23 protein-coding genes are annotated in these 25,075 nt (G+C 69.9%); 11 read left to right on the top strand and 12 right to left on the bottom strand.

The window, feature by feature from the left end; all coding sequences use genetic code 11:
- The first annotated feature begins 8 nt into the window (after positions 1 to 8).
- On the top strand, positions 9 to 140 hold the full coding sequence (locus tag ABN273_RS41150; protein WP_349454801.1) for a hypothetical protein: 132 nt from the start codon (positions 9 to 11) through the stop codon (positions 138 to 140).
- Positions 141 to 295: 155 nt separating this feature from the next.
- Positions 296 to 475, top strand: coding sequence for a hypothetical protein (locus tag ABN273_RS41145; RefSeq protein WP_349454800.1), 180 nt, complete (start codon positions 296 to 298; stop codon positions 473 to 475).
- A gap of 49 nt (positions 476 to 524) precedes the next feature.
- Here ABN273_RS41145 and ABN273_RS41140 read toward each other — a convergent pair whose 3' ends face one another.
- From ABN273_RS41140 to ABN273_RS41120, 5 genes are all read right to left on the bottom strand, one after another.
- A complete protein-coding gene (locus ABN273_RS41140) occupies positions 525 to 791 on the bottom strand; it encodes a hypothetical protein (RefSeq protein WP_349454798.1) in 267 nt (88 codons plus the stop codon).
- Positions 792 to 859: 68 nt separating this feature from the next.
- Positions 860 to 1,711 (bottom strand): helix-turn-helix domain-containing protein, encoded by an 852-nt coding sequence (locus tag ABN273_RS41135; RefSeq protein ID WP_349454797.1) that lies wholly within the window; start codon positions 1,709 to 1,711, stop codon positions 860 to 862.
- 57 nt (positions 1,712 to 1,768) lie between these two features.
- A complete protein-coding gene (locus ABN273_RS41130) occupies positions 1,769 to 2,029 on the bottom strand; it encodes a hypothetical protein (protein ID WP_349454796.1) in 261 nt (86 codons plus the stop codon).
- Positions 2,030 to 2,110: 81 nt separating this feature from the next.
- Positions 2,111 to 3,124, bottom strand: coding sequence for a phosphotransferase family protein (locus tag ABN273_RS41125; RefSeq protein ID WP_349454795.1), 1,014 nt, complete (start codon positions 3,122 to 3,124; stop codon positions 2,111 to 2,113).
- Positions 3,125 to 3,262: 138 nt separating this feature from the next.
- The gene (locus ABN273_RS41120) at positions 3,263 to 4,069 is read right to left on the bottom strand and encodes a GNAT family N-acetyltransferase (RefSeq protein WP_349454794.1); all 807 of its coding nucleotides are present in this window, start codon (positions 4,067 to 4,069) and stop codon (positions 3,263 to 3,265) included.
- A gap of 27 nt (positions 4,070 to 4,096) precedes the next feature.
- On the opposite strand from ABN273_RS41120, the gene ABN273_RS41115 reads away from it, so the two are divergent.
- Positions 4,097 to 4,960 carry an ROK family protein gene (locus tag ABN273_RS41115; protein WP_349454793.1) on the top strand — a complete coding sequence of 288 codons (864 nt, stop codon included), beginning with the start codon at positions 4,097 to 4,099 and terminating at the stop codon, positions 4,958 to 4,960.
- Here the strand turns inward: ABN273_RS41115 and ABN273_RS41110 are convergent.
- The 6 genes from ABN273_RS41110 to ABN273_RS41085 form a co-directional block, all read right to left on the bottom strand.
- Complete coding sequence (locus ABN273_RS41110; protein WP_349454830.1) at positions 4,949 to 6,721, bottom strand: acyclic terpene utilization AtuA family protein; 1,773 nt, start codon at positions 6,719 to 6,721, stop codon at positions 4,949 to 4,951. The genes ABN273_RS41115 and ABN273_RS41110 overlap by 12 nt on opposite strands.
- Positions 6,721 to 7,482, bottom strand: coding sequence for an enoyl-CoA hydratase-related protein (locus ABN273_RS41105; protein WP_349454792.1), 762 nt, complete (start codon positions 7,480 to 7,482; stop codon positions 6,721 to 6,723). Before ABN273_RS41105 ends, ABN273_RS41110 begins: the two co-directional genes overlap by 1 nt.
- Positions 7,479 to 9,356, bottom strand: coding sequence for an ATP-binding protein (locus ABN273_RS41100; protein WP_349454791.1), 1,878 nt, complete (start codon positions 9,354 to 9,356; stop codon positions 7,479 to 7,481). The genes ABN273_RS41105 and ABN273_RS41100 overlap by 4 nt, the downstream gene beginning before the upstream one ends.
- Complete coding sequence (locus tag ABN273_RS41095; protein ID WP_349454829.1) at positions 9,353 to 10,885, bottom strand: acyl-CoA carboxylase subunit beta; 1,533 nt, start codon at positions 10,883 to 10,885, stop codon at positions 9,353 to 9,355. Before ABN273_RS41095 ends, ABN273_RS41100 begins: the two co-directional genes overlap by 4 nt.
- Before the next feature lie 118 nt (positions 10,886 to 11,003).
- Positions 11,004 to 13,235 (bottom strand): serine/threonine-protein kinase, encoded by a 2,232-nt coding sequence (locus ABN273_RS41090; protein ID WP_349454789.1) that lies wholly within the window; start codon positions 13,233 to 13,235, stop codon positions 11,004 to 11,006.
- 157 nt (positions 13,236 to 13,392) lie between these two features.
- Complete coding sequence (locus tag ABN273_RS41085) at positions 13,393 to 14,787, bottom strand: FAD-binding oxidoreductase (RefSeq protein WP_349454788.1); 1,395 nt, start codon at positions 14,785 to 14,787, stop codon at positions 13,393 to 13,395.
- A 97-nt stretch (positions 14,788 to 14,884) separates the two neighbouring features.
- Here ABN273_RS41085 and ABN273_RS41080 point away from each other — a divergent pair, with 97 nt between their 5' ends.
- Positions 14,885 to 15,439 (top strand): hypothetical protein, encoded by a 555-nt coding sequence (locus ABN273_RS41080; protein ID WP_349454787.1) that lies wholly within the window; start codon positions 14,885 to 14,887, stop codon positions 15,437 to 15,439.
- Here the strand turns inward: ABN273_RS41080 and ABN273_RS41075 are convergent, their stop codons facing one another.
- Positions 15,440 to 16,645, bottom strand: coding sequence for an aspartate aminotransferase type Ic (locus ABN273_RS41075; RefSeq protein ID WP_349454785.1), 1,206 nt, complete (start codon positions 16,643 to 16,645; stop codon positions 15,440 to 15,442).
- Between the two features lie 252 nt (positions 16,646 to 16,897).
- On the opposite strand from ABN273_RS41075, the gene ctaD reads away from it, so the two are divergent.
- The 7 genes from ctaD to ABN273_RS41040 all read left to right on the top strand — a co-directional run bounded on the left by ctaD (position 16,898) and on the right by ABN273_RS41040 (position 25,063).
- Positions 16,898 to 18,610, top strand: a complete 1,713-nt coding sequence (gene ctaD, locus ABN273_RS41070; protein ID WP_349454784.1) for an aa3-type cytochrome oxidase subunit I — start codon at positions 16,898 to 16,900, stop codon at positions 18,608 to 18,610.
- A gap of 32 nt (positions 18,611 to 18,642) precedes the next feature.
- A complete protein-coding gene (locus tag ABN273_RS41065; protein ID WP_349454783.1) occupies positions 18,643 to 18,876 on the top strand; it encodes a hypothetical protein in 234 nt (77 codons plus the stop codon).
- A gap of 5 nt (positions 18,877 to 18,881) precedes the next feature.
- Positions 18,882 to 20,627, top strand: coding sequence for a fumarate reductase (quinol) flavoprotein subunit (frdA, locus tag ABN273_RS41060; protein WP_349454782.1), 1,746 nt, complete (start codon positions 18,882 to 18,884; stop codon positions 20,625 to 20,627).
- Positions 20,628 to 20,703: 76 nt separating this feature from the next.
- Positions 20,704 to 21,456, top strand: a complete 753-nt coding sequence (gene sdhB, locus ABN273_RS41055) for a succinate dehydrogenase iron-sulfur subunit (RefSeq protein WP_349454780.1) — start codon at positions 20,704 to 20,706, stop codon at positions 21,454 to 21,456.
- The gene (locus ABN273_RS41050; protein ID WP_349454778.1) at positions 21,453 to 21,836 is read left to right on the top strand and encodes a hypothetical protein; all 384 of its coding nucleotides are present in this window, start codon (positions 21,453 to 21,455) and stop codon (positions 21,834 to 21,836) included. Before sdhB ends, ABN273_RS41050 begins: the two co-directional genes overlap by 4 nt.
- Positions 21,833 to 22,174 (top strand): fumarate reductase subunit FrdD, encoded by a 342-nt coding sequence (gene frdD / locus ABN273_RS41045; RefSeq protein ID WP_349454776.1) that lies wholly within the window; start codon positions 21,833 to 21,835, stop codon positions 22,172 to 22,174. The genes ABN273_RS41050 and frdD overlap by 4 nt, the downstream gene beginning before the upstream one ends.
- Before the next feature lie 144 nt (positions 22,175 to 22,318).
- Positions 22,319 to 25,063, top strand: a complete 2,745-nt coding sequence (locus ABN273_RS41040; RefSeq protein ID WP_349454775.1) for an immune inhibitor A domain-containing protein — start codon at positions 22,319 to 22,321, stop codon at positions 25,061 to 25,063.
- Positions 25,064 to 25,075: the final 12 nt, after the last annotated feature.

The raw sequence follows: 25,075 nt of genomic DNA, 5'->3' as shown, positions 1-25,075 counted from the left end.
GTCGTGACATGAGTACGGCCATCGCCGATCTTCTGTTCGAGCTCACTGACGCGGTGTTGTCGGCGCCGACGATCACCTCGCTGCCGTACCTGAGCCTGGAGCCGGTCTTTCGCCGCAGCTGGGGCAGCGCTGACCTATGAACTGCACGGCGAGCGCGATGTGACTGGCGAGCACGCCCAGCACTGCGCCGATCTGCCCGTCGGTGCCCATCACCAGTTGTGCGGGGTGCATGCTCAGTCCTTAGGAACGGTTCGACGCTGGTCCTGCCCAGGTCAAGCAGCTGAAGGACGGCGTCGTGCAGGCGCTCATCGCGCAATTGCCCGGCGACATCGGCGCCAAGGGCGTGGAGCAGGCCGTGGCCGCCGTCAAGGGGCAGCAGGTCACTCCGTCGATCCCCACGGACGCCACCATCGTCACCACCCAGAACGTGGACCAGCCGGAGGTGCAGAAGATCCTCTACAAGGCGGGCTGCTGACCCGCTCGCAGGCACCTCAGGGTGGCAGAAGCGCGAGGGCAGGTGAAGGTCAGGCGGGGAGGGCGGCGAGGAGGAAGGCGAGGCGGGCGGCGGCGGACTCGACGTCCTGCGCCGTGCCGAGGCGGTAGCCCCATGAGGTGATGTACGCGCCCTCGTCGGAGCATGTCACCGTCTCCGCGAGGGTGGCCGAGAAGCGGTTGCGGACCGACACATATGCCGGGTCGCTCGACAAGGCGAGGCTCTGGACCGACAGGTCGGCGTGACGGCCCGCGTGCCAGGCGAACCGCTCGAGGCAGAGCGCGGTATCAAGCATCATGCGTCACCTCCGCAACGTCTCGCGACAGAATTGCACGATCTTGGGTGGGAGGCAAGCAATTGCTGTGGTTAATGTGATGGTTGTTTGCGGTATTCGTGGAGAATTCTGAGGATGATGTCCCGTCCGGCTTCCTCGAGCTGCGCCACCTTCGCGTAGTCGTCGAAGGCCCGCACGTAGAAGGCGATGTCATCCGGTTCGCGAAGGACCAGGTCCTTCGTCATGGTGGCGACCGAGACCAGGGCCTCGTTGTAGATCCAGAAGCCGTTGATCGGGCTGGACGGCAGCTCGGAGTCGAAGGGGATCACGCCGAACTCCACGTTCGGCAGCGTACTGACGGCGAGTAATCGGTCCAGCTGGCCGCGCATCACCTCGGGCGGCGCGAGGGCGGTGCGCAGCGCCGCCTCCGTCACCACGAACCTGAACGTCCGCGTCCGGTCGTATAGGATCTCCTGGCGCTGCATCCGTACCCGCACCGCGGCGTCGATCTGGTCGGCGGCGCTGTAGAGGCGTTTGACCTTGCGGAACACGTGCCTGGCGTATTCGGAGGTCTGCAGCAGGCCCACGATGATGCCCGGCTCGAACACCCTGAACAGCTTCGTTCGCGCCTCCAGGTCGCGGATGTCCTCCTGGATGGCGGCCAGGCCGCTGCGGTGGCGCTGCTTCCAGTCGTCGTGCCGCTCCAGCAGCGCGATGGCCTGCCGGATCAGCTCGTCCGTCGTGTCGGGTGAGGCGCGCACGGCCTGCGCCCACACGACCACGTCATCCTCGGTGGCGGTCTGGCGGGCGTTCTCCAGGCGGGAGACCTTGGACGGCTGCCAGCGCAGCCGCTGCGCCAGCTCCTTGCCGGACAGATGTGCGGCCTCACGCAGCTGGCGTAATTGGCTGCCCAGGTCGACGCGCGCCTGCTGAAACGACGTCACGCCGCAAGAGGCTAGCCCGGTCCGTATCGATCATGCCAGAGCCGAAGGGAAATGTGATCAACCGGTTGCCGAGGGTGTTCCTTCACTGCTTGGGAAAGCGGTTGCCGTACCGTCAGGCAGGACCCGGCGGGCGATTTCGGTGATGAGCTCGCGCGGGACCTCGACCGCGACCTCGCCGTCGAGCACGTCCCGGAGGTCCGCGAGAGCCTCGGCGTCGGTGACTTGCAGACCCTGCACGACGATGGTGCCGCGGTCGGTCTCATACAAGGTGGGGCAGGCGCCCGCCTCCGAAGTAGAGCCGAGGAACCGCATGCGCATGACGATCCTTCCCCGATAACCAGGTGCAATTGCGCGCAATTGTACGGCTCGGGGAAGAACAAGTGATCGTTTTTCCGGAAATCAGCTGAGAATCCCGTCCATAAACTCCCGTGCCCGTTCGAACAGCTCCAGGGTGGTTGCGTGGAGTGTGTCCCCTATGTCCTTGGGGGCCTTCCCTGCGAAGGCCCGCGCATGCGTGCCCTCGAGGACGATGCCGAGCTTGAAGCAGGCCATGACCGCGTACCAGTCGATGGCCGACAGGTCACGCTCGGACAGCGCCGCGTAGTACGCGATCAGCTCGCGCGGCTCCGGCAGCCCGGGGACGTGGCCGTTGTTGCTCGGCCAGGTGGCCAGCAGCCAGCCGAGGTCGACCAGCGGGTCGCCGATCGTGCACATCTCCCAGTCCACGATCGCGGCGACGCGGGGGCCGTCGCAGGCGAACATCAGGTTCGCGAAGTGATAGTCGCCGTGCATGATGCCCGGCGTGAACGTACGGGGGAGATGGCGCGCGAGCCAGTCGGCCGTCTCGGACAGACCCGGAATGTCGGGCCCCGGATAGCCGTCGAGCTCGCCGTACGAGTCGAGCTCCTTGAGCCAGCGCGGCACCTGCCGCTCCAAGAACCCCTCCGGCCTGCCGAACCCCGGCAGCACCCCCGGATCGACCCGCCCCAGCTCGGCCAGCGCGGCGGCGGCCTCCAGCCCCATGCGGTGCCTGATCGCCGGGTCGGACGCGTGCGGCTCCGGGAGCCCGGTCGACGGGCTGAACCCGTCGACCGGCTCCATCAGGTAGAACACCGGCTCCTGCGCGGTCTGCGCGGCCACCAGCCTGGGCGCGGGGACGGGCGTGTCCCGCAGCGCCGCCAGCACCCGCGCCTCGCGGCGCAGCACCTCGTTGCTCTTGCGGCGGGCGTGCATGGGCGGTCTGCGCAGGATGTACGGGCGGCCGCCGCGCTCGAAGCGGACCATGACGTTCTGCGTACCGCCCAGGACCGGCGCCTCACCCGTGATCGGGCCGCCGGGCAGTCCCCGGGCGTCCATCCACGTGCCGAGCGCGGCGAAGTCGATGGTGGTGACGTCGATGTGGGTGGAGGTCATGACCCGCCCTTCGACAGAACCTTGTTCGGGTTGCCGACCTTACGAGAGCGCCGCACCCATGGTCAACCCACCGCCCCACCGCCCGCTCGCCACCCCACCGCCGTCACCCGTGGGGCCGCGCCGTGACCGGGCGGGGCGTCAGCCGAGGGCCTGCATGAACGGGAGGAACTGGCAGGCGCGGTCGCCGGGCAGGTCGCCGCCGCGCACCATCTTCGAGACCGGCCACGGGTCGCCGATGCCGTGCTCGGCCGCCCACCTGACCATGCCGTCCATGGCCAGGTCGAAGTCCATCCGCACCTCGCCACCCGCGTGCAGCGCCAGGTCGCCGATCAGCGCCCGCGCCGTCTCCTCGTCCCGCGCCACGACCGGGCCGATCACGGTGTTGTCGTCGTTGCGCCAGCAGTGGCCGAAGCCGCCGTCCGCGATCCGCACCTGCACCCCGAACCCGAACATCCGCCGCAGCACCGCCGACCGGTCCGTGCCGAACAGCTCGGCGTCCAGATCCAGGATCTCGCCGAGGTCGGCCTCCGTGGCGGGGCGGGTCCTGCCGGACGGCTCGCCTGCGAAGACGCCCGTGTGCTTGGCGGCCCTGCCGACCACGCGGAACCCGAGCTGCTCGTAGAGCGGGCGGCCGTTGTCCGTGGCGTGGAGGGAGACCGTACGGGGCCCGGCCTGTTCCAGCACGTGCTCCATGAGCCTGCGGGCCAGGCCCTGCCTCCCGAACCTCGACGCCGTGAGGACCATGCTGATCACGGCGTGGTCGTCGCCGTAGCGGGTCAGGATGTTCGTGGCGGCCAGGCCGTCGCCGTCGGGGGCGTCGATGCCGTACGGCTCGCCGACCTCGAACAGCAGGCGCCACTTGTGCCGCTCGGGGAGCCAGCCGCGATCCTTGGCCAGGCGGGCGCAGTCGTCCAGGTCGTGTCGAGTGAGGCGACGGATGGTCATAGTGGGACCTTAAGGGACGATGGACGGATGGATTGCGTCGTTGCGGTTGATGTAGGCGGCACGACCATCAAGGGCGGGCTTGTCGCCCGAGACGGGACGATTCTGCACTTCGAGCGCCGTGACACACCCCGTGGCGCCGACCGGGTGATCGCCGCCGTCTCCGCCTTCGTCGCCGACCTGTCGCGGCCCCGGCCCGGGCTGCGCCCGGTGGCCGTGGGGCTGGCGGTGCCCGGGCTGGTCACGCCCACCCACGCCGTCTTCTCCGCGGCCTTCGGGTGGCGGGACGTGCCCGTCTCGTCGTTCACGGACGTGGACCTGCCGGTGGCGCTCGGGCACGACGTCCGCTCGGCGGGGGAGGCGGAGCTGGCGTACGGGGGCGGCGGGGACGACGTGCTGTTCCTCCCCATCGGCACGGGCATCGCGGGCGCTGTCGTCCTTTCTGGCTCGCTGTACGGGGGAGCCGGGGGATGGGCCGGGCAGATCGGGCACATCCCGGTGCGTCCCGATGGGGTGGCGTGCGGGTGCGGGCAGCGGGGATGTCTGGCGGCGTACGCGTCGGGCGGGGCCATCGCGGCGCGGTACGGCTCGGGGACGGCGCCGGACGTGGTGCGGCGGGCCGCCGAGGGGGACGCACGGGCGGCCGAGGTCTGGTCGTCGGCCGTGGACGCGCTCGCCCTGGCGCTGGCCACGTACACGCTGCTGCTCGACCCAGCGCGGATCGTCATCGGGGGCGGTGTGTCGCTGGCCGGGGACGCGCTGCTCGCGCCGCTTCGGCAGCGGCTGGCGGCGCGGCTGGAGTCCCGCCGGCCGCCGGAGGTGGTGACGTCGTCGCTCGGGACCGGGGCCGGGCTGCTCGGGGCGGGGCTGCTGGGCTGGCGGTCAGCCGCGTAGGTGCTGGGGGATGTCGACTTCTTTCGCCCGCAGCTCCTCGCCGAGGGCCTTCGCCTGGGGGTCCATCCTCGGGCTGGCCGCCACGCCCCTGCCCAGCAGGCCATGGATGACGAAGTTGAGCGCCTTGAGGTCGGGGAGCTCGTAGCGGTCGACGCGGTGGGGCGCGAGGCCCGGGAGGAGGCTTGTGAGGGTGTCCGGCGTCAGGTGGGCCGCCAGCCAGTCGTACCTCTCCTGCGTGTCCGTCCAGACGCCCAGATTGGCGTTCCCGCCCTTGTCTCCCGAGCGCGCCCCGGCGATCCGCCCCAGCGGCACCCGCACGGTCCCCAGGCGCCCGCCTGCTGCCCCCGCCTCGGCTCCTTGGCCGCTCTCCGGCCCTGCGGCTTGTGCGCCGGCCTCGGGCGCGTCGCTTGTCGCGTCTGCGGCGCGCGCTGTGCCGGGCGTGATGGGGGCGGCCGTTGCGCGGGTCGGCCGGTCGCCGGAGCTGAGGGCGGATTGGGGCAGCTCCTTGCCGTTGAGGAAGATCCGCGGGTGGACCTCCGAGGCCGGCACGAGCACAGGCCAGTACACCCCGTACGGCGAGGCGTTGCCCGGTGGCGTGAGGCCGTAGAAGCCCGGGTAGCTGGCCAGCCCCGTTTCCACCACGGCGGCGGAGAAGGCGCGGCCGACCCGGCGTTCGTCGGCGTCCATGACGGTGATCCGCAGCAGCCCCGAGTCCGTCAGCGCCACGTCCACCTCGTCGAACGACTCCCGGGGGATGCGGGCCCAGAGGGCCTCCTCCGCCGCCCGGGCCTTGGCCGCCACGTCCAAGCCCGTCAACACGAGGGTCATCGTGTTCCGGTAGCCCGCCAGGTAGTTGACGGCCACCTTCAACGTGTCCGGCGGCGGCTCGCCGCGGACGCCCGAGACCAGGACACGGTCGGGGCCGTCGTCCGACAACGTGATCGTGTCGAACCGGGCGACCACGTCGGGGCCCAGGTAGCGCGGGCTGCCCAGCTCGTACACCAGCTGCGCCGTCACCGTGCCGATCGAGACCAGACCGCCGGTGCCCGGGTGCTTGGTGATCACCGCGGAGCCGTCCGCGCGCAGCTCCGCGAGCGGGAAGCCGCAGTGCGCCAGATCCGGTACGTCCTGGAAGAACGCGTAGTTCCCGCCCGTCGCCTGGCAGCCGCATTCGATGATGTGCCCCGCGACCACCGAGCCCGCCAGCGGGTCGAGGTCGTCGGGCCCCCACCCGTACCGCCAGATGCCCGGACCCGTCACCAGGGCGGCGTCCGTCACGCGGCCGGTCACGACCACGTCCGCGCCCGCCGACAGGGCGGCGGCGATGGGGCGGCCGCCGAGGTAGGCGTTCGCGGCCAGCGGGGTGGCGGCCAAGGGCTCGCCGGTGTCCGCGTTGGTCAGGTCCAGGGGGTGGCCGGTGAGGTCGTCACCTGTTATGTGGGCGATCGTGGGGGAGAGGCCGAGGCGGGTGGCCAGGTCGTGAACGGCCTCGGCGCAACCGGCCGGGTCCAGACCGCCAGCGTTTGTCACGATTTTTATGGACTTATCGAGGCAAGGGCCGAGCACGTCCTCCAGCTGACGGAGGAACGTCGGCGCGTACCCCGGGCGCCCCTTGAGGCGGTTGCCGGCCAGGATGAGCATGGTCAACTCGGCCAGCCAGTCGCCGGTCAGCACGTCGATCGGCCCGCCCTCGACCATCTCGCGCGCGGCCGAGAGGCGGTCGCCGTAGAAGCCGCTGCAGTTCGCGACCCGCAGCGTCATCAGAGGGCGGCCCACTTGGGAGGCCGCTTCTCCTTGAACGCGGCGATGCCCTCCTGCCCCTCCTGCGAAGTGAAGCGCTCGGCGGACAGTTCGGTCATCCGCCGCAGCCCCTCCTCGAACGACATCCCCGGCACCTCCCTGACCAGCCGCTTCGTGATGGCCAGCGCCTCGGGCCCACCCTTGATCAGCAGGTCCGCGTAGTGGGCGACCGTCGCGTCCAGCTCCTCTTCCGGCACGGCCCGCGTGAGCAGCCCGATCTCCGCCGCACGAGCGGCGTCGAACACCTCGCCGGTCAGGAAGTACTCGGCCGCCGCCCTGGGCTCGACCCTGCGCAGCACCGGCACCGAGATCATGGCGGGCACGACCCCGAGCCGTACCTCGGAGAACGCGAACGACGCCGTCAGCGGCGCGATCGCGAAGTCGCACGCGGTCACCAGTCCCAGGCCGCCCGCCCGCGCGGTGCCGTTGAGCCGGCAGATGACCGGCTTCGGGCTCTCCCAGATCAAGGTGAGGATCTCCGGGAACGACGCCGTCACCGGCGCGCCGGAAGCCTTCTGCTCCTTGATGTCCGCGCCCGAGCAGAACACGTTCCCCGTGCCGGTCAGCACGATCACCCTGGCCTCCGGCTCGGCCAGCGCCCAGTGCAGCCGCTCCGCCAGGTCGGCGAGGAGCCGTACGGACAGGGCGTTGCGGTTGGGCGGCGAGTCCAGCGTGATGGTCGCGACGCCCTTCGCCAGGTCCTTGTGCACCAGGCTCGTCATGAAGTCTCCTCCTGAATGATCGCCAGCACCGCACCCGCGTCGACCTGCTGGCCCTTTTCGACGTGTACGCCGGACACCACTCCGTCGGAGGGCGCCGCGATCCGATGCTCCATCTTCATCGCCTCGAGCACCAGCACCGCCTGCCCCTTCACCACCCGGTCACCGGCCTCCACCTCGACCCGCAGCACGCTGCCCGGCATGGGGGCGAGCAGGGATCCGGGCGCCACGTGCTCGACCGGCTGGGGGAGGCGGGGGACCGGGGTCAGCTCGGCGCAGCCGCCGGCGTGGTCGACGTAGATCTTGCCGTCCTCGTCGTACCGGGCCACCTGGAAGCTCTGCCGGACGCCGTCCCGCTCCAGGACCACCTCCTGCGGCTCCGCCCCGACCACGGTGACGCCGCGGGGCAGCGGATCGTAGACGACCTCGGCCTCCTCGAAGCGGGCGCGGCGGGACTGGGAGCGTACGTTGCGCCAGCCGCTCGGGAGGCCCGGCAGCACCTTCGCCCGGCGGCGGTTGGCGGCGGCCATGGCGAGGGCGGCGGCCAGCACCGGCAGCTCGCCGGCCTCCTGCCGCGGTGCGGCGCCCCGGAGGGGGCCGTCGGGGGTGAGGAAGCCGGTGTGGGTGTCGCCCGCCGCAAACGCCGGATTCATCAGGATGTCCACCAGTAAATCGCGATTAGTGGTAACCCCATGGAGCCTCGCCCGCCGCAACGCCGTGACCAGCTTCCGCACCGCCTCGGCCCGCGTCGACCCGGACCCGATGATCTTCGCCAGCATCGGGTCGTAGTACGGCGAGATCACCGACCCGGACTCCACCCCGGAATCCACCCGCACATCCCCGGAGACCTCGAACCGCCGCAACACCCCGCTCTGCGGCAGATAGTCCCCGTCCTCCGCGTAAAGCCGCACCTCTACCGCATGCCCGACAGGCCCGGGCGGCGCCGCCGGGAGCGGTACCCCTTCGGCCACCTCCAGCTGCAGCCGGACGAGATCGACCCCGTAGACCAGCTCGGTGACCGGATGCTCGACCTGGAGCCGGGTGTTCATCTCCAGGAACGCCACCCGATCGCCCTTGACCAGGAACTCCACCGTCCCGGCCCCGACATAGCCGATCTTCCGCGCGGCCCTGACCGCCGCCTCGCACAGCCGCTCCCGCAGCTCGGCCGTGATCCCGGGCGAGGGGCACTCCTCGACGACCTTCTGGTGCCGCCGCTGCACGCTGCACTCCCGCTCGCCCAGCGCCCACACGGTCCCGTGCCGGTCGGCCAGCACCTGAACCTCGACGTGCCTGGCCGCCTCCAGCAGCGGCTCCACGAACACGGTCCCGTCCCCGAACGCCGCCGCCGACTCCCTGCGCGCCGACTCGACCGCCAGGGCCAGCTCCCCGGGCTCACGCACGATCCGCATGCCGCGCCCGCCCCCGCCCGCGGACGCCTTCACCAGCACCGGGAACTCCCCGGGCGCCGCCGGATCGAGCGAAGCAAGCACGGGCACCCCCGCCTCCGCCATCAGCCGCTTCGCCTCGACCTTGGACCCCATGGCGGCGATGGCCTCCGGCGGCGGGCCGACCCATACCAGCCCGGCCTCAAGCACGGCCCGCGCGAAGTCCGCGTTCTCGGACAGGAAGCCGTATCCGGGGTGCACGGCGTCCGCGCCGGTGGCGCGGCAGGCATCCAGGATGCGCGCGATGTCCAGGTACGTGTCGGCCGGGCGGGCGCCGGGCAGCCGTACCGCCAGATCGGCCTCGGCCACGTGCGGCGCGTCCGCGTCGGGGTCGGAGCAGACGGCGACCGTGGAGATGCCGAGCGACCTGCAGGTACGGAAGACCCGGCGGGCGATCTCGCCCCGGTTGGCGACCAGCAGACGGGTGATCATGGCCGGAACACCCCGAACCCGGCCGGCTCCGGCACCGGCGCGCTGTTGACCGCCGACAGGCACATGCCCAGCACGGTACGCGTGTCGCGCGGGTCGATGACCCCGTCGTCGTACAGGCGGCCCGACAGGAAGAACGGCAGCGACTCCGCCTCGATCTGGGCCTCCACCATCGCGCGCATCGCCGCGTCCGCCTCCTCGTCGTACACCTGCCCCTTGGCCTGCGCCGACGCCCTTCCCACGATCGACAGCACCCCGGCGAGCTGCGCCGGCCCCATCACCGCCGACTTGGCGCTCGGCCAGCTGAACAGGAAGCGGGGCTCGTACGCGCGCCCGCACATGCCGTAGTTCCCCGCGCCGTACGAGGCGCCCATGACGATGGTGAGGTGGGGCACGGTCGAGTTGGAGACGGCGTTGATCATCATGGCGCCGTGCTTGATGATGCCGCCCTGCTCGTAGTCCTTGCCGACCATGTAACCGGTCGTGTTCTGGAGGAAGAGGAGCGGAGTGCGCGACTGGTTCGCGAGCTGGATGAACTGGGTCGCCTTCTGCGACTCCTCGCTGAACAGCACGCCGCGCGCGTTGGCCAGCACGCCCACCGGGTAGCCGTGGACGCGCGCCCAGCCGGTCACCAGCGAGGCGCCGTACAGCGGCTTGAACTCCTCGAACTCGCTCCCGTCCACCACCCGCGCGATCACCTCGCGGGGGTTGAACGGCACCTTCAGGTCTTCGGGGACGATCCCCAGCAACTCCTCGACCGGGTATCTCGGCTCGCGCGCCGGCTGCGGGGTGACGCCCTGCTTGCGCCAGTTGAGGGAACGTACGATCTGCCGTCCGATCCGCAGCGCGTCGTGCTCGTCCTGGGCCAGATAGTCGGCCAGGCCGCTGATCCTGGCGTGCATCTCGGCGCCGCCCAGCGACTCGTCGTCCGACTCCTCCCCGGTGGCCATCTTCACCAGGGGCGGACCGCCGAGGAACACTTTTGCTCGTTCCCGCACCATCACCACGTAGTCGCTCATTCCGGGCACGTACGCGCCGCCTGCCGTGGAGTTCCCGAACACGAGCGCGATGGTCGGAACGCCCGCGGCCGACAACCGGGTCAGGTCACGAAATATCCGCCCACCCGGGATGAAGATCTCCTTCTGCGTCGGCAGGTCCGCGCCGCCGCTCTCGACCAGGTTCACGTACGGGAGCCGGTTCTGCAGCGCGATGTCGGCCGCGCGCAGTGACTTCTTCAGCGTCCACGGGTTGGAGGCGCCACCGCGGACCGTGGGGTCGTTGGCGGTGATCACACACTCGACACCCTCGATCACCCCGATCCCCGACACCATGCCGGCCCCCACGGGGAACTCGCTGCCCCAGGCGGCCAGCGGCGACAGCTCCAGGAAGGGGGAGTCGGGATCGACCAGCAGTTCGATGCGCTCCCTGGCCGGCAGCTTGCCACGCCTGCGATGCCGCTCGACGTACTTCTCGCCGCCCCCGGCCACCGCCTTGGCATGCTCGGCGTCGAGCTCGCTCAGCTTGGCGAGCATGGATTCGCGGCGACTGCGGTAGTCGGCGCCCTCGGGGTCGAGCCTGCTCCTGATCACGTCAACACGCTAACGCACGAAAGGCCCCGTAACAGGGGCCTGTTCGCGCGTACGTCGTTGGTCAGGAGCAGTGGCTCCAGCCGGACTTCCAGGACTTCTCAGCCCAGGAGCCGCCCCAGATCACGCACTTCTGCTTCGCAGGCAGGCGGACCGGGCCCGCGTTGGCGGGGACCTTGACCGGAGCGCTGGCGCTGGAACCGCCCTTCACCTGGAGGATCGCGTTCATCTGCACCTTTTCCGGGTAAATCATGCGCGACATCGTGACCACGCAGTTCTTGCCCGCGCCGGTGTTGTAGAGGAGGTAGATCGTGGCGGTGGGGCCCAGGGCGTGCGAGTCGATGACCTTGTAGCCGGCGCCGCACAGGGCCGTCGCACTGGCCGTGTTGGGCTTGCGCGGGGTGTACGTCTTGTTGGTCCCGCCGGTAGGACGGACGGTGGACGTGGGGCCGGGGCTCGGCTGCCCGTTGGGCTGGCCCCCCTGATCCACGCTGTCCGGATCGACCATCGTCTGCGACCTCTTCTTCTTGGTCTGCGTCGGGGTCGGCGTGTGCTTGGGCGGCTGGGCCGTCGTGGGCTGCGTGGTGGGGGCGTGGGTGACCGGGTCAGGGACCTGGGAGACGGGCTTCTCGGTGTGCTTGGTGACCTTCTTGGTCTTGGTGGGCTCGACGTCCAGGGTGGGCACCGGGACCGCGGTGTCGGTGGGGACCGCCGGGTCGGGGGTCTGCGCCGTGGTCGGCGGGTCGACGGGCTGGCCCGCGCCCTGCCCGTCGCCGTTGGTGTTGTTGGAGGAGTTGCCCACGGCCACCACCGGGACCTTTTCGCTCTTCGCGTTGATCATCACGGCGCCGGCCACGAGGAGGGTGGCGACCGCGGCTCCGGACAGGGAGAGCATCAGGGCGCGGTGCTGCTTCGCGGGGGCGCCGCCGCCCGGGCGGGACGGGCCGCCGGGCCTCGCCGGTCCGTTCGGGGTTCCGCCCTGGAAGGGGGAGTGGCCCTGAGGCATGCCGGGGCCGTGCGGCGGCATGCCGGACGCGGCCGCACCCGGCATGGCGCCGTGGGGGACGCCCTGAGGCGTCTGAGGGGCTCCGTGGGGAGCGCCGCCCTGCGGGGCATGGCCGGGCGGCGTGCCCGGCATGGCGGGCATGGGGCCGTTGCCGGGCATCCCCGCCTGCGCGCCGCCCATGGGGGACGCCGCCTGCCCGGGGCCGCCCTGCGCGGCTGCGGCCGGGCGGCCGTACGCGCCCGTCTGCGGCATGGGCTGGGGGCCGGTCTGGAGAGGGCCGCCCGCTGGGTGAGCCGGCTGGGTCCAGGGGCCGGGATAGAGGTCGCCGCCAGGCCCGGGCTTGCCGCCCTCCGGGCCGACCTGCCCACCAGGAGTGCCGGCGGCCTGCGCAGCGGCCCCGGCACCGGCGACGGCAGCCCCGGCGCCGGCGATGGAGGTGAGTTGCCGGCCCGTCACCGGCTCGATGGCGGACTTCGGGGCCGGCTGGCCGGTGAGTTGGACGATGAGGTCGTCCGCGCTGGGCCGCTGCGTCGGGTCCTTCGACAGGCAGGCGGCCACCAGCTCGGCCAGCACGCCTTCCATCCCCCCGAGCTCCGGCTCCTCGTTCAGGATCCGGTTCATCACCACGGGGATGGAGTCGGCGCCGAAGGCGGGCTTGCCCGTCGCGGCGAACACCATCGTGACGCCCCACGCGAACACGTCGGCCGCCTCCGACACCGCCGCACCGCTGAGCTGCTCGGGCGCCAGGTACGAAGGCGTGCCCATGGCCATCCCCGTGGCCGTCGCGCCAGGGGAGTCCAGGGCACGGGCGATGCCGAAGTCGATCACCACGGGACCCTCGGGCCCCATGAGCACGTTGGCGGGCTTGAAGTCCCGGTGCAGGATCCCGGCGCGGTGAATGGCCGCGAGCGCCGTGGCGGTGCTGATCGCGAGCCGTTCGAGCGCCGCGCCCCGCCGCGGGCCCTCGTTGATGACGAGCTCACGCAGCGACGGCCCCTGGACGAACTCGCTCACGATGTACGGCCGGCTGCCCTCCAGGTCGGCGTGGAGCACCGGAGCAGTGCAGAACCTGGCCACCCGCTGCGCCACCGACACTTCGCGCAGGAACCTGGTCCTGGCGTCGGCGTCGGCCACGAGGGCATGATGCAGCAGCTTGACCGCTACCTGGTCGCCGGACTCGCCCTTGCCCAGGTAGACAACGCCCTGACCGCCCTCGCCGAGCCGGGCGACGATGTCATACGTCCCCAGCCGCCGCGGATCGTCCGCCGCCAGCGGCTGGAACTGATTCACGTCCGACCCCCATAACAACCCAATGGATGAGGCAAAACGCTACCAGCGTGATGGTTGGGGCGTCTGCCGGACCTGCCAGAAGTTTCACGTTTTGACGGAGAATGTCAGGCATTAGTTCGTCTTCCGCCGCAGGTCGTGCGGGCATCCGCCCCCAATGTCACGGGTTGGTCAAGGTGCCGGAGGCGTCCGGCCAGATCGCCTTGCCCGGGTTGAGGATGCCCAGGGGGTCGAAGACCGCCTTGATGCCCTGCTGGATCTCCGTGACCACGGGGCCGGACTCCAGCCCCAGCCAGCGCCGCTTGAGCAGGCCCACCCCGTGCTCCCCGGTCAGGGTGCCGCCGAGCTCCAGCGCGTGCTTGAAGATCTCGTCCGCCGCCGCCCACACCTCCGCGGGCGGCTCCGCCGTCCCGCGGTCGAAGATGAAGACCGGGTGCAGGTTCCCGTCCCCGGCGTGCGCGACCGTGGCGATCTTCACGTCGTGCCGCGCGGCCGTCGCCTCGATGGCGCTGATCATGTCGGGCAGTACGGACCGCGGCACGCACACGTCCTCCACCAGGCACGCCCCGAGCCGCTCCTTGGCCTGGTACGCCAGCCGGCGCAGCGCGATCAGCTCCTCGGCCTCCTGCGGGCTGGAGGACACCGCCACGAAGGAGGCGCCGTTCTCCACGCAGAGCCGCTCCATGCGCTCGATCGCGCCCTGGTTGTCCACGGCGTCGGACTGGCCGATCAGCATGGCCTGCGTGGCCGGCTCCAGCCCGATGTTGCGCCAGTCGTCGAAGGCCTCCAGGGTGGCCCGGTCGAGCAGCTCCATGAGCGACGGCTCGCAGCCCGCCGCCATGATCGCCGAGACGGCCGCGCCCGCGTCCCGGAGCGAGCCGAACTCGGCCGCGAACGTGGCCGGCGGCGCGGCGGGCGCCCGGCGCAGGCGCACGGTGGCCGCGGTGATCACGCCCAGTGTGCCCTCCGAGCCGACGAACAGCCCCGTCAGGTCGTAGCCCGTGACGCCCTTCATCGTGCGCCGGCCGGTGTTCAGGATGCGGCCGTCGGCCAGCACGACCTCGAGGCCCAGCGCCGAGTCCCTGGTCACGCCGTACTTCACGCACCGCAGCCCGCCCGCGTTCGTGGCCAGGTTGCCGCCGATCGTGGAGATCTCGTACGACGACGGGTCGGGCGCGTACATGAGCCCGTGCTCCCTGGCGGCCCGGTCCAGGTCGGCGGTGATGACGCCGGGCTCGACCACGGCGATCTCGTCGGCGGGGGAGAGCTCCCTGATCGCGGTCATCTTGGCCAGCGACAGGATGACCGAGCCGTCACCGCCGACGGAGGCGCCCGCCAGGCCGGTGCCCCCGCCGCGCGGCACGACCGGCACCCGGTGCTCGGTGGCCCACTTCATCGTCGTCACCACGTCGTCGCGGGAGGCGGCCAGCACCACCGCGAGCGGCTTGCCGGGCTCCACGAACGTGCGGTCACGGGCGTAGGAGTCGATCACGTCCGGGTCGGTCACGACGCGGGCTTCGGGCAGAGAGCTCACCAATGCGTCAATCGGTCTCACACTATGCACCCTAGGGTGCAAAACGCCGCGGTACACCCGGCGGTTTGCGCAGGTCGTGACTTAAGGCCAAACTGCCCGGGTGGATGTCAGGTGCCCGGTGTGTTCGGAGACTGACCAGGTCGTTGCGGTCCCCGGAGCGGTCGCCGCGGGGACCACGTACAAGATCGGCAGAGTCCGGTTACCTGGCACGCGGGAGGTCGCCGATCTGCCCAGCAGGGCGGCTCTCGGCGCGTCGAAGCACGTCATGAGCCGCACGCAGCTCGCGGTCTGGTTGTCGTTCCCCAGCCGCCACTACACCCCGTGGGCCAGGAACCAGGGCTACATCCTGCTGGGCGTGGCGGCTCTGGTGCACCTGGTCGTGTCGCTGGTCATCGCGATGGGCCAGGATCCCAAGTGGGGCGAGGTGCTGCTCGCCCCGTTCTGCCTGACGGGCCTGTTCTGGGGGCTGGGGCTGCTGAACGTGCTCGGCTCGTACGGCGCCCGCAAGCGCGACAACCTCGAGGCTCCGGCCAGGGAGAAGGCCCTGGCCGTCTGGGAGCGCCTCCGCTATTGCGCCCGCGACAACGTCGTGTTCGAGCCGGGGGTCGGCGTCTCGTTCCATCCGAGCGAGACGCGCGAGTACATCTTCGGCTTCCGGGGCAACGGCCGCTGATCAGCCCAGCTCCTCCGCCACCAGACGGACGCAGACGGCCAGGCCCTCGATGGCCTGCTCCAGCTCGTCCAGCCCGGGGAAGGTGGGGGCGAGCCTGATCGTGCGGTTGCCGGGGTCCTTGCCGTACGGGTGCGTCGCGCCCGCGGGCGTCAGCGCGATGCCCGCGGCCTTCGCCTTGGCCACCACCTCGGCGGCGTGCGGCACCTCCAGGCTGATGAAGTAGCCGCCCCTGGGGCTCGTCCAGGTGCCGAGGTCGCCGAGCCGCTCGGTCAGCACCTTGTCGACCAGCTCGAACTTCGGCCCGATGAGCTCGGCGTGCCGCTTCATGTGCGCGGTAACGCCCGCCGGGTCGCGCAGGAACTCCACGTGGCGGAGCTGGTTGAGCTTGTCCGGGCCGATGGACTGCTTGGCGGTGTTGTGCAGGAACCACTCGACGTTCGCCGGCGAGGAGCCGAAGAACGACACGCCGGAGCCTGCCAGCGTCACCTTGGAGGTGGAGGCGTAGACGAACACGCGGTCGGCGTTGCCATGCTCGGCGGCCAGCGTCAGGAGGTCCGCCAGCTCGTCCGGGGTGTCGGTGAGGTGGTGCACCGCGTAGGCGTTGTCCCAGAAAATCCGGAAATCGGGGGCGGCGGTCGGCATGGTGGCCAGCCTGCGCACCGTCTCGTCGCTGTAGGTGGCGCCGGACGGGTTGCTGTACTTCGGCACGCACCACATGCCCTTGACGCTCGCGTCGGCGGCCACCAGGCCCTCGACCACGTCCATGTCGGGGCCGTCGGCGTCCATGGGGACGGGCACCATCTTGATCCCGAACCGCTCGGTGATCGTGAAGTGCCGGTCATATCCAGGCACGGGGCACAGGAACGTGACCTGCGGCTCCTCCACCCACCGCCGCGCGGCGCCCGGCACCGGGGTGAGCAGCGCGTGCACGATCGTGTCGTGCATCAGGGCCAGGCTGGAGTTCCCCCCGACGACGAGCTGGCCCGCGGGCACCTGCACCAGCGGCGCGAACAGCTCGCGCAGCTCGGCCAGGCCCTGCAGGTTGCCGTAGTTGCGGCCGTCGGTGCCGTCCGCCGCCCGGTATGACGTGGGCAGTTTGAGCAGGTCGTCGGAGAGATCGAGCTGACGCGGCGACGGCTTGCCCCTGGTGAGGTCGAGCGAGAGCCCTCGCTGGACGAGGGCGGAGTAGTCAGCCTGAGCAGTCACGAATCTCTCTCCTCCGAAGTCGGTCCGGCTACGAAAGGATAGAAGACGCCACCCGGTGAGCCGGTAAATATCCGCGATATGGGACGCCAGCCGTGAGCCGCATGTTGCGAAGGCACGTCAAAGCTTCCGGTCGAAATGTTAAAGAACGCCTTCCCGAGCGGCGCTGGTTGGCGTGGAATGGGTAGATCGGGGCAGTCCGGGCCGCATCCGGCGGTCCGTCGCAGGTAGCACTCCGCGCAGGAGGGAGCAGCCGTGACGACTGTTCGCGAGACCTCGTTCGAGCGGGTCAGGCGCCGCCGCACCGGGACCGTCATCGCCTCCTGGATGTCGACGACCGACCACAAGGTCATCGGGTACCTCTACCTGATCACCTCGTTCGGGTTCTTCCTCGTGGCGGGCGTCATGGCCATGCTCATCAGGGCCGAGCTCGTCGCCCCCGGCATGCAGCTGGTCACTCAGCAGCAGTACAACCAGCTCTTCACCATCCACGGCACGGTGATGCTGCTGCTGTTCGCCACCCCGCTGTTCGCCGGGTTCGCCAACGTGGTCATGCCGCTGCAGATCGGCGCGCCGGACGTCGCCTTCCCGCGGCTGAACGCGGTGGCGTACTGGCTGTTCCTGTTCGGCGGGCTGATGGTGGTGGCGGGGTTCTTCACGCCGGGCGGGGCGGCCGACTTCGGCTGGTTCGCCTACACGCCGCTGTCGACGGCGATGTACTCGCCGCAGATCGGCGGCGACCTGTGGATCATGGGCCTGGCGCTGTCGGGTCTGGGCACGATCCTCGGCGCGGTCAACTTCATCACCACGATCATCGGCATGCGGGCGCCCGGCATGACGATGTTCAGGATGCCGCTGTTCACCTGGAACGTGCTGCTGACCAGCATGCTCGTGCTGATGGCGTTCCCCGTGCTCGCGGCGGCGCTGCTCGTGCTGGAGTCGGACCGCAAGCTCGGCACCCAGGTCTTCGACTCGGCCAACGGAGGCCCGCTGCTCTGGCAGCACCTGTTCTGGTTCTTCGGGCATCCCGAGGTCTACATCATCGCGCTGCCGTTCTTCGGGATCATCTCCGAGGTGGTCCCGGTGTTCAGCCGCAAGCCGCTCTTCGGCTACCTGGGGCTGGTCGGCGCGACCATCGCCATCGCCGGGCTGTCGATGACCGTGTGGGCGCACCACATGTTCGCGACGGGCCAGGTGCTGCTGCCGTTCTTCTCGTTCATGACGTTCCTCATCGCGGTGCCGACCGGGGTGAAGTTCTTCAACTGGATCGGCACGATGTGGCGGGGCCATCTGAGCTTCCAGACGCCGATGCTCTTCGCGGTCGGGTTCCTGGTGACGTTCCTGCTCGGCGGGCTCACCGGGGTCATCCTGGCCTCGCCGCCGCTCGACTTCCACATCAGCGACACGTACTTCGTGGTCGCCCACTTCCACTACGTCGTCTTCGGCACGGTCGTGTTCGCCATGTTCTCCGGCTTCTACTTCTGGTGGCCGAAGATGACCGGCAAGATGCTCGACGACCGCCTCGGCAAGGTGCACTTCTGGACGCTGTTCATCGGCTTCCACACCACGTTCCTGGTGCAGCACTGGCTCGGCCAGCTGGGCATGCCCAGGCGGTACGCCGACTACGGCGTGCACGACGGATTCACGGCGCTCAACGAGATCTCCTCCGTCGGGGCGTTCCTCCTCGGCGCCTCGACGCTGCCGTTCCTCTACAACGTCTGGAAGACGGCCAGGCACGCGCCCAAGGTCACACTCGACGACCCGTGGGGCTACTGCAACTCCCTCGAATGGGCCACCTCGTGCCCGCCGCCGCGCCACAACTTCGTCAGCATGCCCCCGATCCGCTCCGAGCGGCCCGCCTTCGACCTGCACTATCCCCGTGAGCAGGCCAAGCGGCCATCCGTCGTGGAGCGGGAGGAGGCCCCTGAGGTCGAGCCGGGCAAGAGCGCCGAGGAAGACCTCGACTGATCATGAAATTCGCCTATCTAGGGAGATCGGCGATGACAGGCACGAAAATCCCCTTCACCCCCGAGGCGGCCCCCTGCGGGAAGAAGTCCGGCGGTGAGCGCCTCGTCGACGACGACGGCTACGGCCTGGTGATCCGTGACCAGCTCTTCGACTGCGGCTGCCGGCGGATCCGGCACGAGTACCACGACGGCAGCATCCACCTGTCCGCCATCCGCCACGACGGCAAGCGGGTGAAGGACCCGATACAACCCGACCACGGGAAGTGACGTAAATGATCGACGTGCTCATCGTCGGAGGCGGCGGAGCGGGCCTGCGGGCGGCCATCGCGGTCGCCGAGGCTGTCAAGTCCGGTGGCCCGGAGCTCAAGGTGGCGGTCGTCTCGAAGGTCTACCCGATGCGCAGCCACACGGTCTCCGCCGAAGGCGGCGCCGCTGGGGTGATCGGCCTCGGCGACACGCTCGACGAGCACTGCTACGACACGATCTCCGGCGGCGACTGGCTCTGCGACCAGGACGCGGTCGAGGCGTTCGTGGCCGAGGCGCCCAAGGAGCTGATCCAGCTCGAGCACTGGGGCTGCCCGTGGAGCCGGGAGAGCGACGGCCGCGTCGCGGTGCGCCCGTTCGGCGGCATGAAGAAGATGCGCACCTGGTACGCCGCCGACAAGACGGGCTTCCATCTCTTGCACACCTTGTTCCAGACATCTCTGAAATATCAGGACGTCATCAGGTACGACGAGTGGTACGTCACCAAGCTCGTCGTCGACGACGGCCGCGTCCACGGCGTCGTGGCCGTCGAGATCAGGACCGGCCGCATCGAGACCATCGCCGCCAGGACCGTCATCCTGGCCACCGGCGGCTGCGGCCGCGTCTTCCCCTTCACCACGAACGCCGCCATCAAGACCGGCGACGGCATGGCCCTGGCCTACCGGGCGGGGGCGCCGCTGAAGGACATGGAGTTCGTCCAGTACCACCCGACCGGCCTGCCGTTCACCGGCATCCTCATCACCGAGGCGGCCAGGTCGGAGGGCGGCTGGCTGATCAACAAGGACGGCTACCGCTACCTGCAGGACTACGACCTCGGCAAGCCCACGCCCACGCCCAAGCTGCGCAGCATGGAGCTGGGCCCGCGCGACCGGCTCTCCCAGGCGTTCGTGCACGAGCAGCAGATGGGGCGCACGGTGGACACGCCGTACGGGCCGGTCGTCTACCTCGACCTGCGCCACCTGGGCGAGGACAAGATCGACGCCCGCATCCCGTTCGTGCGCGAGCTGTGCCGGAGCTACCAGAACCTCGACCCGGCCACCGACCTCATCCCGGTGCGCCCGGTGGTGCACTACATGATGGGCGGCGTCCACACCGACATCGACGGCGCGACCCCCATCGCCGGGCTGTTCGCGGCGGGGGAGACCGCCTGCGTGAGCATCAACGGCGCCAACCGGCTCGGCTCCAACTCGCTGCCGGAGTGCCTGGTCTTCGGCCGCCGGGCGGGCATCGCGGCCGCCGGGTTCGCGAGGTCCCACCGGGACGGCGAGGCGGCGGCCGTACGGACTCAGGGGGCCGACGAGCGGCGGCGCTTGGAACGCGCCCGGGAGGGCAGCAGGACCGGTGAGCGGATCGCCGACCTGCGCGAGGAGATGCAGCACACGCTCGAAGGGGCGGCCGGCATCTACCGCACGGGCGACGTGCTCACCAAAGCCGTCGACACGCTCGCGGAGCTGCGCGAACGCGCCGAGGAGGCGCGCGTCGACGACACGAGCACCGCGTTCAACACCGAGCTGATCAACCTGCAGGAGCTGCACACGATGCTGGAGGTCGCGCAGACGATCGTGGCCTGCGCGCTGAACAGGCAGGAGTCGCGCGGCGCGCACCAGCGCACCGACTTCACCGCCAGGGACGACGACGCCTACCTCGCGCACTCGCTGGTGCACCGCGCGCCCGACGGCACCCCGTCCGTCGGACTGCTCCCCGTGACGATCACCCGCTGGCCCCCGGGAGAAAGGGTCTATGGCCGTGACTGAACCCGACGCAGTGAGCGGAGTGGGGGGCGCCGCGAAGCAAGCCACCCGCGGAGCGAATGAGGAGGTGAGGGAAGAAATGAGCACGCCTGAGATCAAGGAGACGGCGACGCGGACGATCAGGATGGAGGTCGCCCGGTACCGGCCCGGCGAGGACGACGAGCCGGTGTTCCAGTGGTACGACGTGCCGCTCATGGCCGACTGGGCGGTGCTCGACGGGCTCAACTACATCAAGGACCAGCTCGACGGCAGCCTGTCGTACCGCTGGTCGTGCCGGATGGGCGTGTGCGGCTCCTGCGGCATGACCGTCAACGGCGAGCCCAGGCTGACCTGTGGCACCTTCCTCACCGAGTACGGCGAGGGCCCGATCAGGATCGAGCCGCTGAAGGGCTTCCCCGTGATCAGGGACCTGGTCGTGGACATCGACGACTTCCTCGCCAAGCTGTCGTCCGTGCGGCCCTGGCTGATCAGAGAGGGCGAGGAGCTGCCGCTGACCACCGAGTACGCCCAGACGCCCGAGCAGTTGGACGCGTACAAGCAGTACAGCATGTGCATCAACTGCCTGCTCTGCTACTCGGCCTGCCCGGTCTACGTGCTCGACCCCGACTTCCTCGGCCCGGCCTCCATCGCGCTCGCCCAGCGCTACAACCTGGACTCGCGTGACATGGGAGACCGGTTCGACGTGCTGAACCTGGAGGACGCCGTCTGGGGGTGCACGTTCGTCGGCGAGTGCACGCGGGTCTGCCCCAAGCACGTGGACCCGGCCGAGGCCATCCAGCGCTACAAGCTGACCGCCGCCCTGCGCTCCGTCCTGCCGTGGAGCAGACGATGACGACCGCCTACCGGCCGCGGCGCGACAACCTGTGGTTCACCCGCACCCGCCACTACACCTTCTTCGTGCTGCGCGAGCTCACCAGCGTCTTCGTGGCCTGGTCGATCGTCTTCCTGCTGATGTTCGCCGACGCCGTGCTGACCGGGAGCCTCCAGGAGTTCGCCGTGCTGGCCGCGCGGCCGTGGATGATCGTGATCAACGTGCTCGCCCTGGCCGCGACCGCCTTCCACACGATCACGTTCCTCAACCTCGCCCCCAAGGCCACCGTCGTCCGCCTGGACGGCTGGCGGGTGCCCGCCTGGATGATCCAGGGCGGCAACCACTCGGCCTGGGTGGCGATCTCCGTGCTGATCGCCTACTTCATCCTGAGGTCGCCATGAGACGCACCCTGGAGCCGTACCTGTGGCTGCTCTTCAGCGGCGGGGGAGTGGTGGCGGCGCTGCTGCTGCCGGTGCTCGTGCTGCTCTTCGGGGTGCTCATGCCGCTCGGCGTGGTGGACTGGCCGGCCGCCGGGCACCTGCGCGCGCTGGTGGACAACGTGCTGGTCCGGCTCGCGCTGCTGGCGGTCGTCGTGCTGTGCCTCTTCCACGCCGCGCACCGGATCAGGTTCACCAGCGAGGAGCTGCTCGGCATCGCCAGGTTCGACCTCGTCATAGCGGCGATCTGCTACGGGGGCGCGGTCGCGGGCGGGATCACGGCTGGCCTAATACTGTTTTAGGTCCCGTGCCAGTGATGCACTAAATGTCCCCCTTTGATCACGTTTCAACAACGTACTTTACGTTTCGTTGACTTACCCTCTAGCGTCCGGCATTGCACACCCTATGGCCATGCGCCCGGATACCCCGGGCAGAGAGGGTAACTGGTGCCCAGCACGAAGCGCTTATTAGCAGCTTTCCCGGCGGTCGCCCTTCTCGGCGCCGCCCTGTCCGCGCCCACCGCTCAAGCCGCGTCTGCCGCGAACTACGAGCCCACGGCCGCGGACTACTACATCAATTACGCTCCGCCCGCGGTCGAGAAGGAACCGCAGGAGCCCACGGTGAACGACGCCAAGCAGCGCTCGCTCACTCCGGCGCAGAAGTTCGACAGGAAGTTCACCAGCGGAAACCCGGCAGCCGGTCGCATTCTCGCCGCGCGCGAGAACGAGGCCGTCAGGACCGGCCGCAACCCCGCTGAATGGATTTTCAAGAACTCCCAGCAGACCCGTACAGCCAAGCTGCTCACGATCCTCGTCGAGTTCAACGAGCAGGCCAACGACGACTTCTCGGGCTTCAACCGGCTGCGCACCATCGACAGCCAGCCCGACGACTGCGTGGTGGAGCCGGCCGGGACACGCCAGAACGGCCCCCTGCACAACAACATCCCGGACCCGGCCACGTTGCCGCACAAGGACAACAACTCCTTCTGGGTCAAGGACTTCAGCACCGAGCACTTCAACAAGATGCTCTACACCGACAAGGGCATCACCGAGCGCGTCCGCCCCGACCTGAAGGACCCGCGCGACGGCAAGCCGGGCATCGACATCTCCGGCTACACGATGAAGAAGATGTACGAGGAGATGTCCAAGGGCGCCTACTCCGTCACCGGCTCGGCGGTCGGCTGGATCAAGGTCCCGCACTCCGAGGCCTGGTACGGCGCGGCGAAGTGCGGCGGCGCCCCGCAGGACATGTCCGGCCACCCCGACAACCAGCTGGGCGCCCAGCAGCTGCCCATCGACGTGGTCGACAGCCTGGCCAAGGCCCAGCCGGACTTCCCCTGGGCCGACTACGACCTCGAGGACACCTCCGACGCCGACGGCGACGGCAACTTCACCGAGCCCGACGGCGTGATCGACCACCTGGTGCTGGTCCACGCCGGCAAGGACAAGTCCTCCGGCGGCGGCGCCGAGGGCACGTACGCGATCTGGGCCCACTCCAGCGCGGTCGCCGGCGGCTACCAGGTCCCCGGCAGCGACAAGAAGATCTCCAACTACATCGTGCAGCCCGAGGACTCGGGCGTCGGCGTCTTCGCCCACGAGTACGGCCACGACCTGGGCCTGCCCGACCTGTACGACACCTCGGGCCAGGCCAGCTCCGCCGTGGACTTCTGGGACCTCATGTCCAGCGGCTCCCACTCCGGCCCGATCTTCCAGTCGATGCCGGCCCACATGGGCCTGTGGGACAAGTGGGTGCTCGGCTGGGCCAACCCGAAGACGTTCAACCCCGGCGACGCCGCCAAGCTCGTCACGGTCGGCCAGTCCTCGCGTACGCCCAAGTTCACCGAGGACGGCGTCCGGGTGAACCTGGCCTCCACGCCGCTGAAGATGATCGACCTCCACAGCGGCTCGAACGCCTGGTGGAGCGGCCTGGACCAGGACTGGGCCAACCTCGCGCTGACCCGCGACCTGGCCGTCCCCGCCGGGACCGATCTCAAGTTGTGGATGTGGAACAACTACGTGATCGAGCAGGACTGGGACTACGGCTTCGTCGAGGTCTCGACCGACGGCGGCCAGACCTGGGCCCAGCAGAAGGTCTTCGCCGAGGCCGGCAACGAAGTCAGCACGCCTGACGACTACCCGGACCCGAACAAGAACCTCAAGACCTTCGGCAACAAGAAGTACGGCCTCACCGGTGACAGCGGCGGCTGGCGGCACGACTACGTCAACCTGACGCCGTTCGCCGGGCAGACGGTCAAGCTGCGGCTGACGTACAACACCGACGCCGCCTTCCAGGAGCGCGGCTGGCACGTCGACGACCTCCAGCTCACCAACGGCGGCACCGCCGTGTGGAGCGACGACGTCGAGGGCGGCGACAACGGCTGGAAGGCCACCGGCGGCACGTTCACCAACACCAGCGGCCAGGGCTGGACCCGCAACAACGGCGAGCGCGAGATCTCCCGGTTCTACCTGGCCGAATGGCGTAACTTCGACGGCTTCGACAAGGGTCTGCAGTACGCCTACGACACCGACTACTCCCGCGACGGGGCGTGGAAGGTGCAGAAGCTGAAGTACAACGCGCCGGGCCTGCTGGTCTGGTACCGCGACTCGACGTTCATCAACAACAACATCGGCAGCACCCTGCGGCTGCCGCCGAGCCTCGGTCCGAAGGGCAGCCTGCTGGTCGTGGACTCCCACTTCGACCCGCTGCGCCGCACCGGGACCGCGGCCGAGAAGGACCCGACGCTGCAGAAGAACCTCCAGGGGCGCGTCCAGTCGTCCAACGCCGCGTTCGGGTTCGGCAAGACGTACCCGTTCAAGGAGTGCCTGGAGGCGGCGGACGAGCCGTACAGCGAGTACTGCACGGACCTGCCCGCGCAGAAGGGCGTCCCGGCCTTCACCGACGCCAAGACCTGGTACCCGGGCCTCGAAGTCATCAACAACGGTCTCTACTACCGTGACTTCGACGCCTCGGTGGTCGTGCCGTCCAAGGGCGACCAGGCGTACACCACCCGCGTGGTGCACCCGGACGGCACCCCCGCCACGGAGCTGTACGGCCAGGAGGTCGCCGGCTCGAAGCTCGGCACCGGCAACCCCGGTGACGAGGGCAAGGCACTGGGCGTGCAGTTCAAGCTGGTGAGCCCGCTGCCGGGCAACCTGGGCGCCATCGTCCAGGTTGTCCCGCCCAAGAATTGACCTGCTCCCCGC

It is taken from the genome of Nonomuraea sp. B19D2, from assembly GCF_040137845.1.
Lineage (GTDB): Bacteria > Actinomycetota > Actinomycetes > Streptosporangiales > Streptosporangiaceae > Nonomuraea.
This window is presented reverse-complemented; position numbering and strand designations above follow the sequence as displayed.

Bases quoted from the DNA above. Each gene is read 5' to 3' on its own strand.
- ABN273_RS41150 (WP_349454801.1), top strand. From the start codon at position 9: ATGAGTACGGCCATCGCCGATCTTCTGTTCGAGCTCACTGACGCGGTG.
- ABN273_RS41140 (WP_349454798.1), bottom strand. From the start codon at position 791: ATGATGCTTGATACCGCGCTCTGCCTCGAGCGGTTCGCCTGGCACGCG.
- ABN273_RS41130 (WP_349454796.1), bottom strand. From the start codon at position 2,029: ATGCGCATGCGGTTCCTCGGCTCTACTTCGGAGGCGGGCGCCTGCCCC.
- ABN273_RS41125 (WP_349454795.1), bottom strand. From the start codon at position 3,124: ATGACCTCCACCCACATCGACGTCACCACCATCGACTTCGCCGCGCTC.
- ABN273_RS41120 (WP_349454794.1), bottom strand. From the start codon at position 4,069: ATGACCATCCGTCGCCTCACTCGACACGACCTGGACGACTGCGCCCGC.
- ABN273_RS41115 (WP_349454793.1), top strand. From the start codon at position 4,097: ATGGATTGCGTCGTTGCGGTTGATGTAGGCGGCACGACCATCAAGGGC.
- ABN273_RS41110 (WP_349454830.1), bottom strand. From the start codon at position 6,721: ATGACGCTGCGGGTCGCGAACTGCAGCGGCTTCTACGGCGACCGCCTC.
- ABN273_RS41105 (WP_349454792.1), bottom strand. From the start codon at position 7,482: ATGACGAGCCTGGTGCACAAGGACCTGGCGAAGGGCGTCGCGACCATC.
- ABN273_RS41100 (WP_349454791.1), bottom strand. From the start codon at position 9,356: ATGATCACCCGTCTGCTGGTCGCCAACCGGGGCGAGATCGCCCGCCGG.
- ABN273_RS41095 (WP_349454829.1), bottom strand. From the start codon at position 10,885: ATGCTCGCCAAGCTGAGCGAGCTCGACGCCGAGCATGCCAAGGCGGTG.
- ABN273_RS41065 (WP_349454783.1), top strand. From the start codon at position 18,643: ATGACAGGCACGAAAATCCCCTTCACCCCCGAGGCGGCCCCCTGCGGG.
- frdA (WP_349454782.1), top strand. From the start codon at position 18,882: ATGATCGACGTGCTCATCGTCGGAGGCGGCGGAGCGGGCCTGCGGGCG.
- sdhB (WP_349454780.1), top strand. From the start codon at position 20,704: ATGAGCACGCCTGAGATCAAGGAGACGGCGACGCGGACGATCAGGATG.
- ABN273_RS41050 (WP_349454778.1), top strand. From the start codon at position 21,453: ATGACGACCGCCTACCGGCCGCGGCGCGACAACCTGTGGTTCACCCGC.
- frdD (WP_349454776.1), top strand. From the start codon at position 21,833: ATGAGACGCACCCTGGAGCCGTACCTGTGGCTGCTCTTCAGCGGCGGG.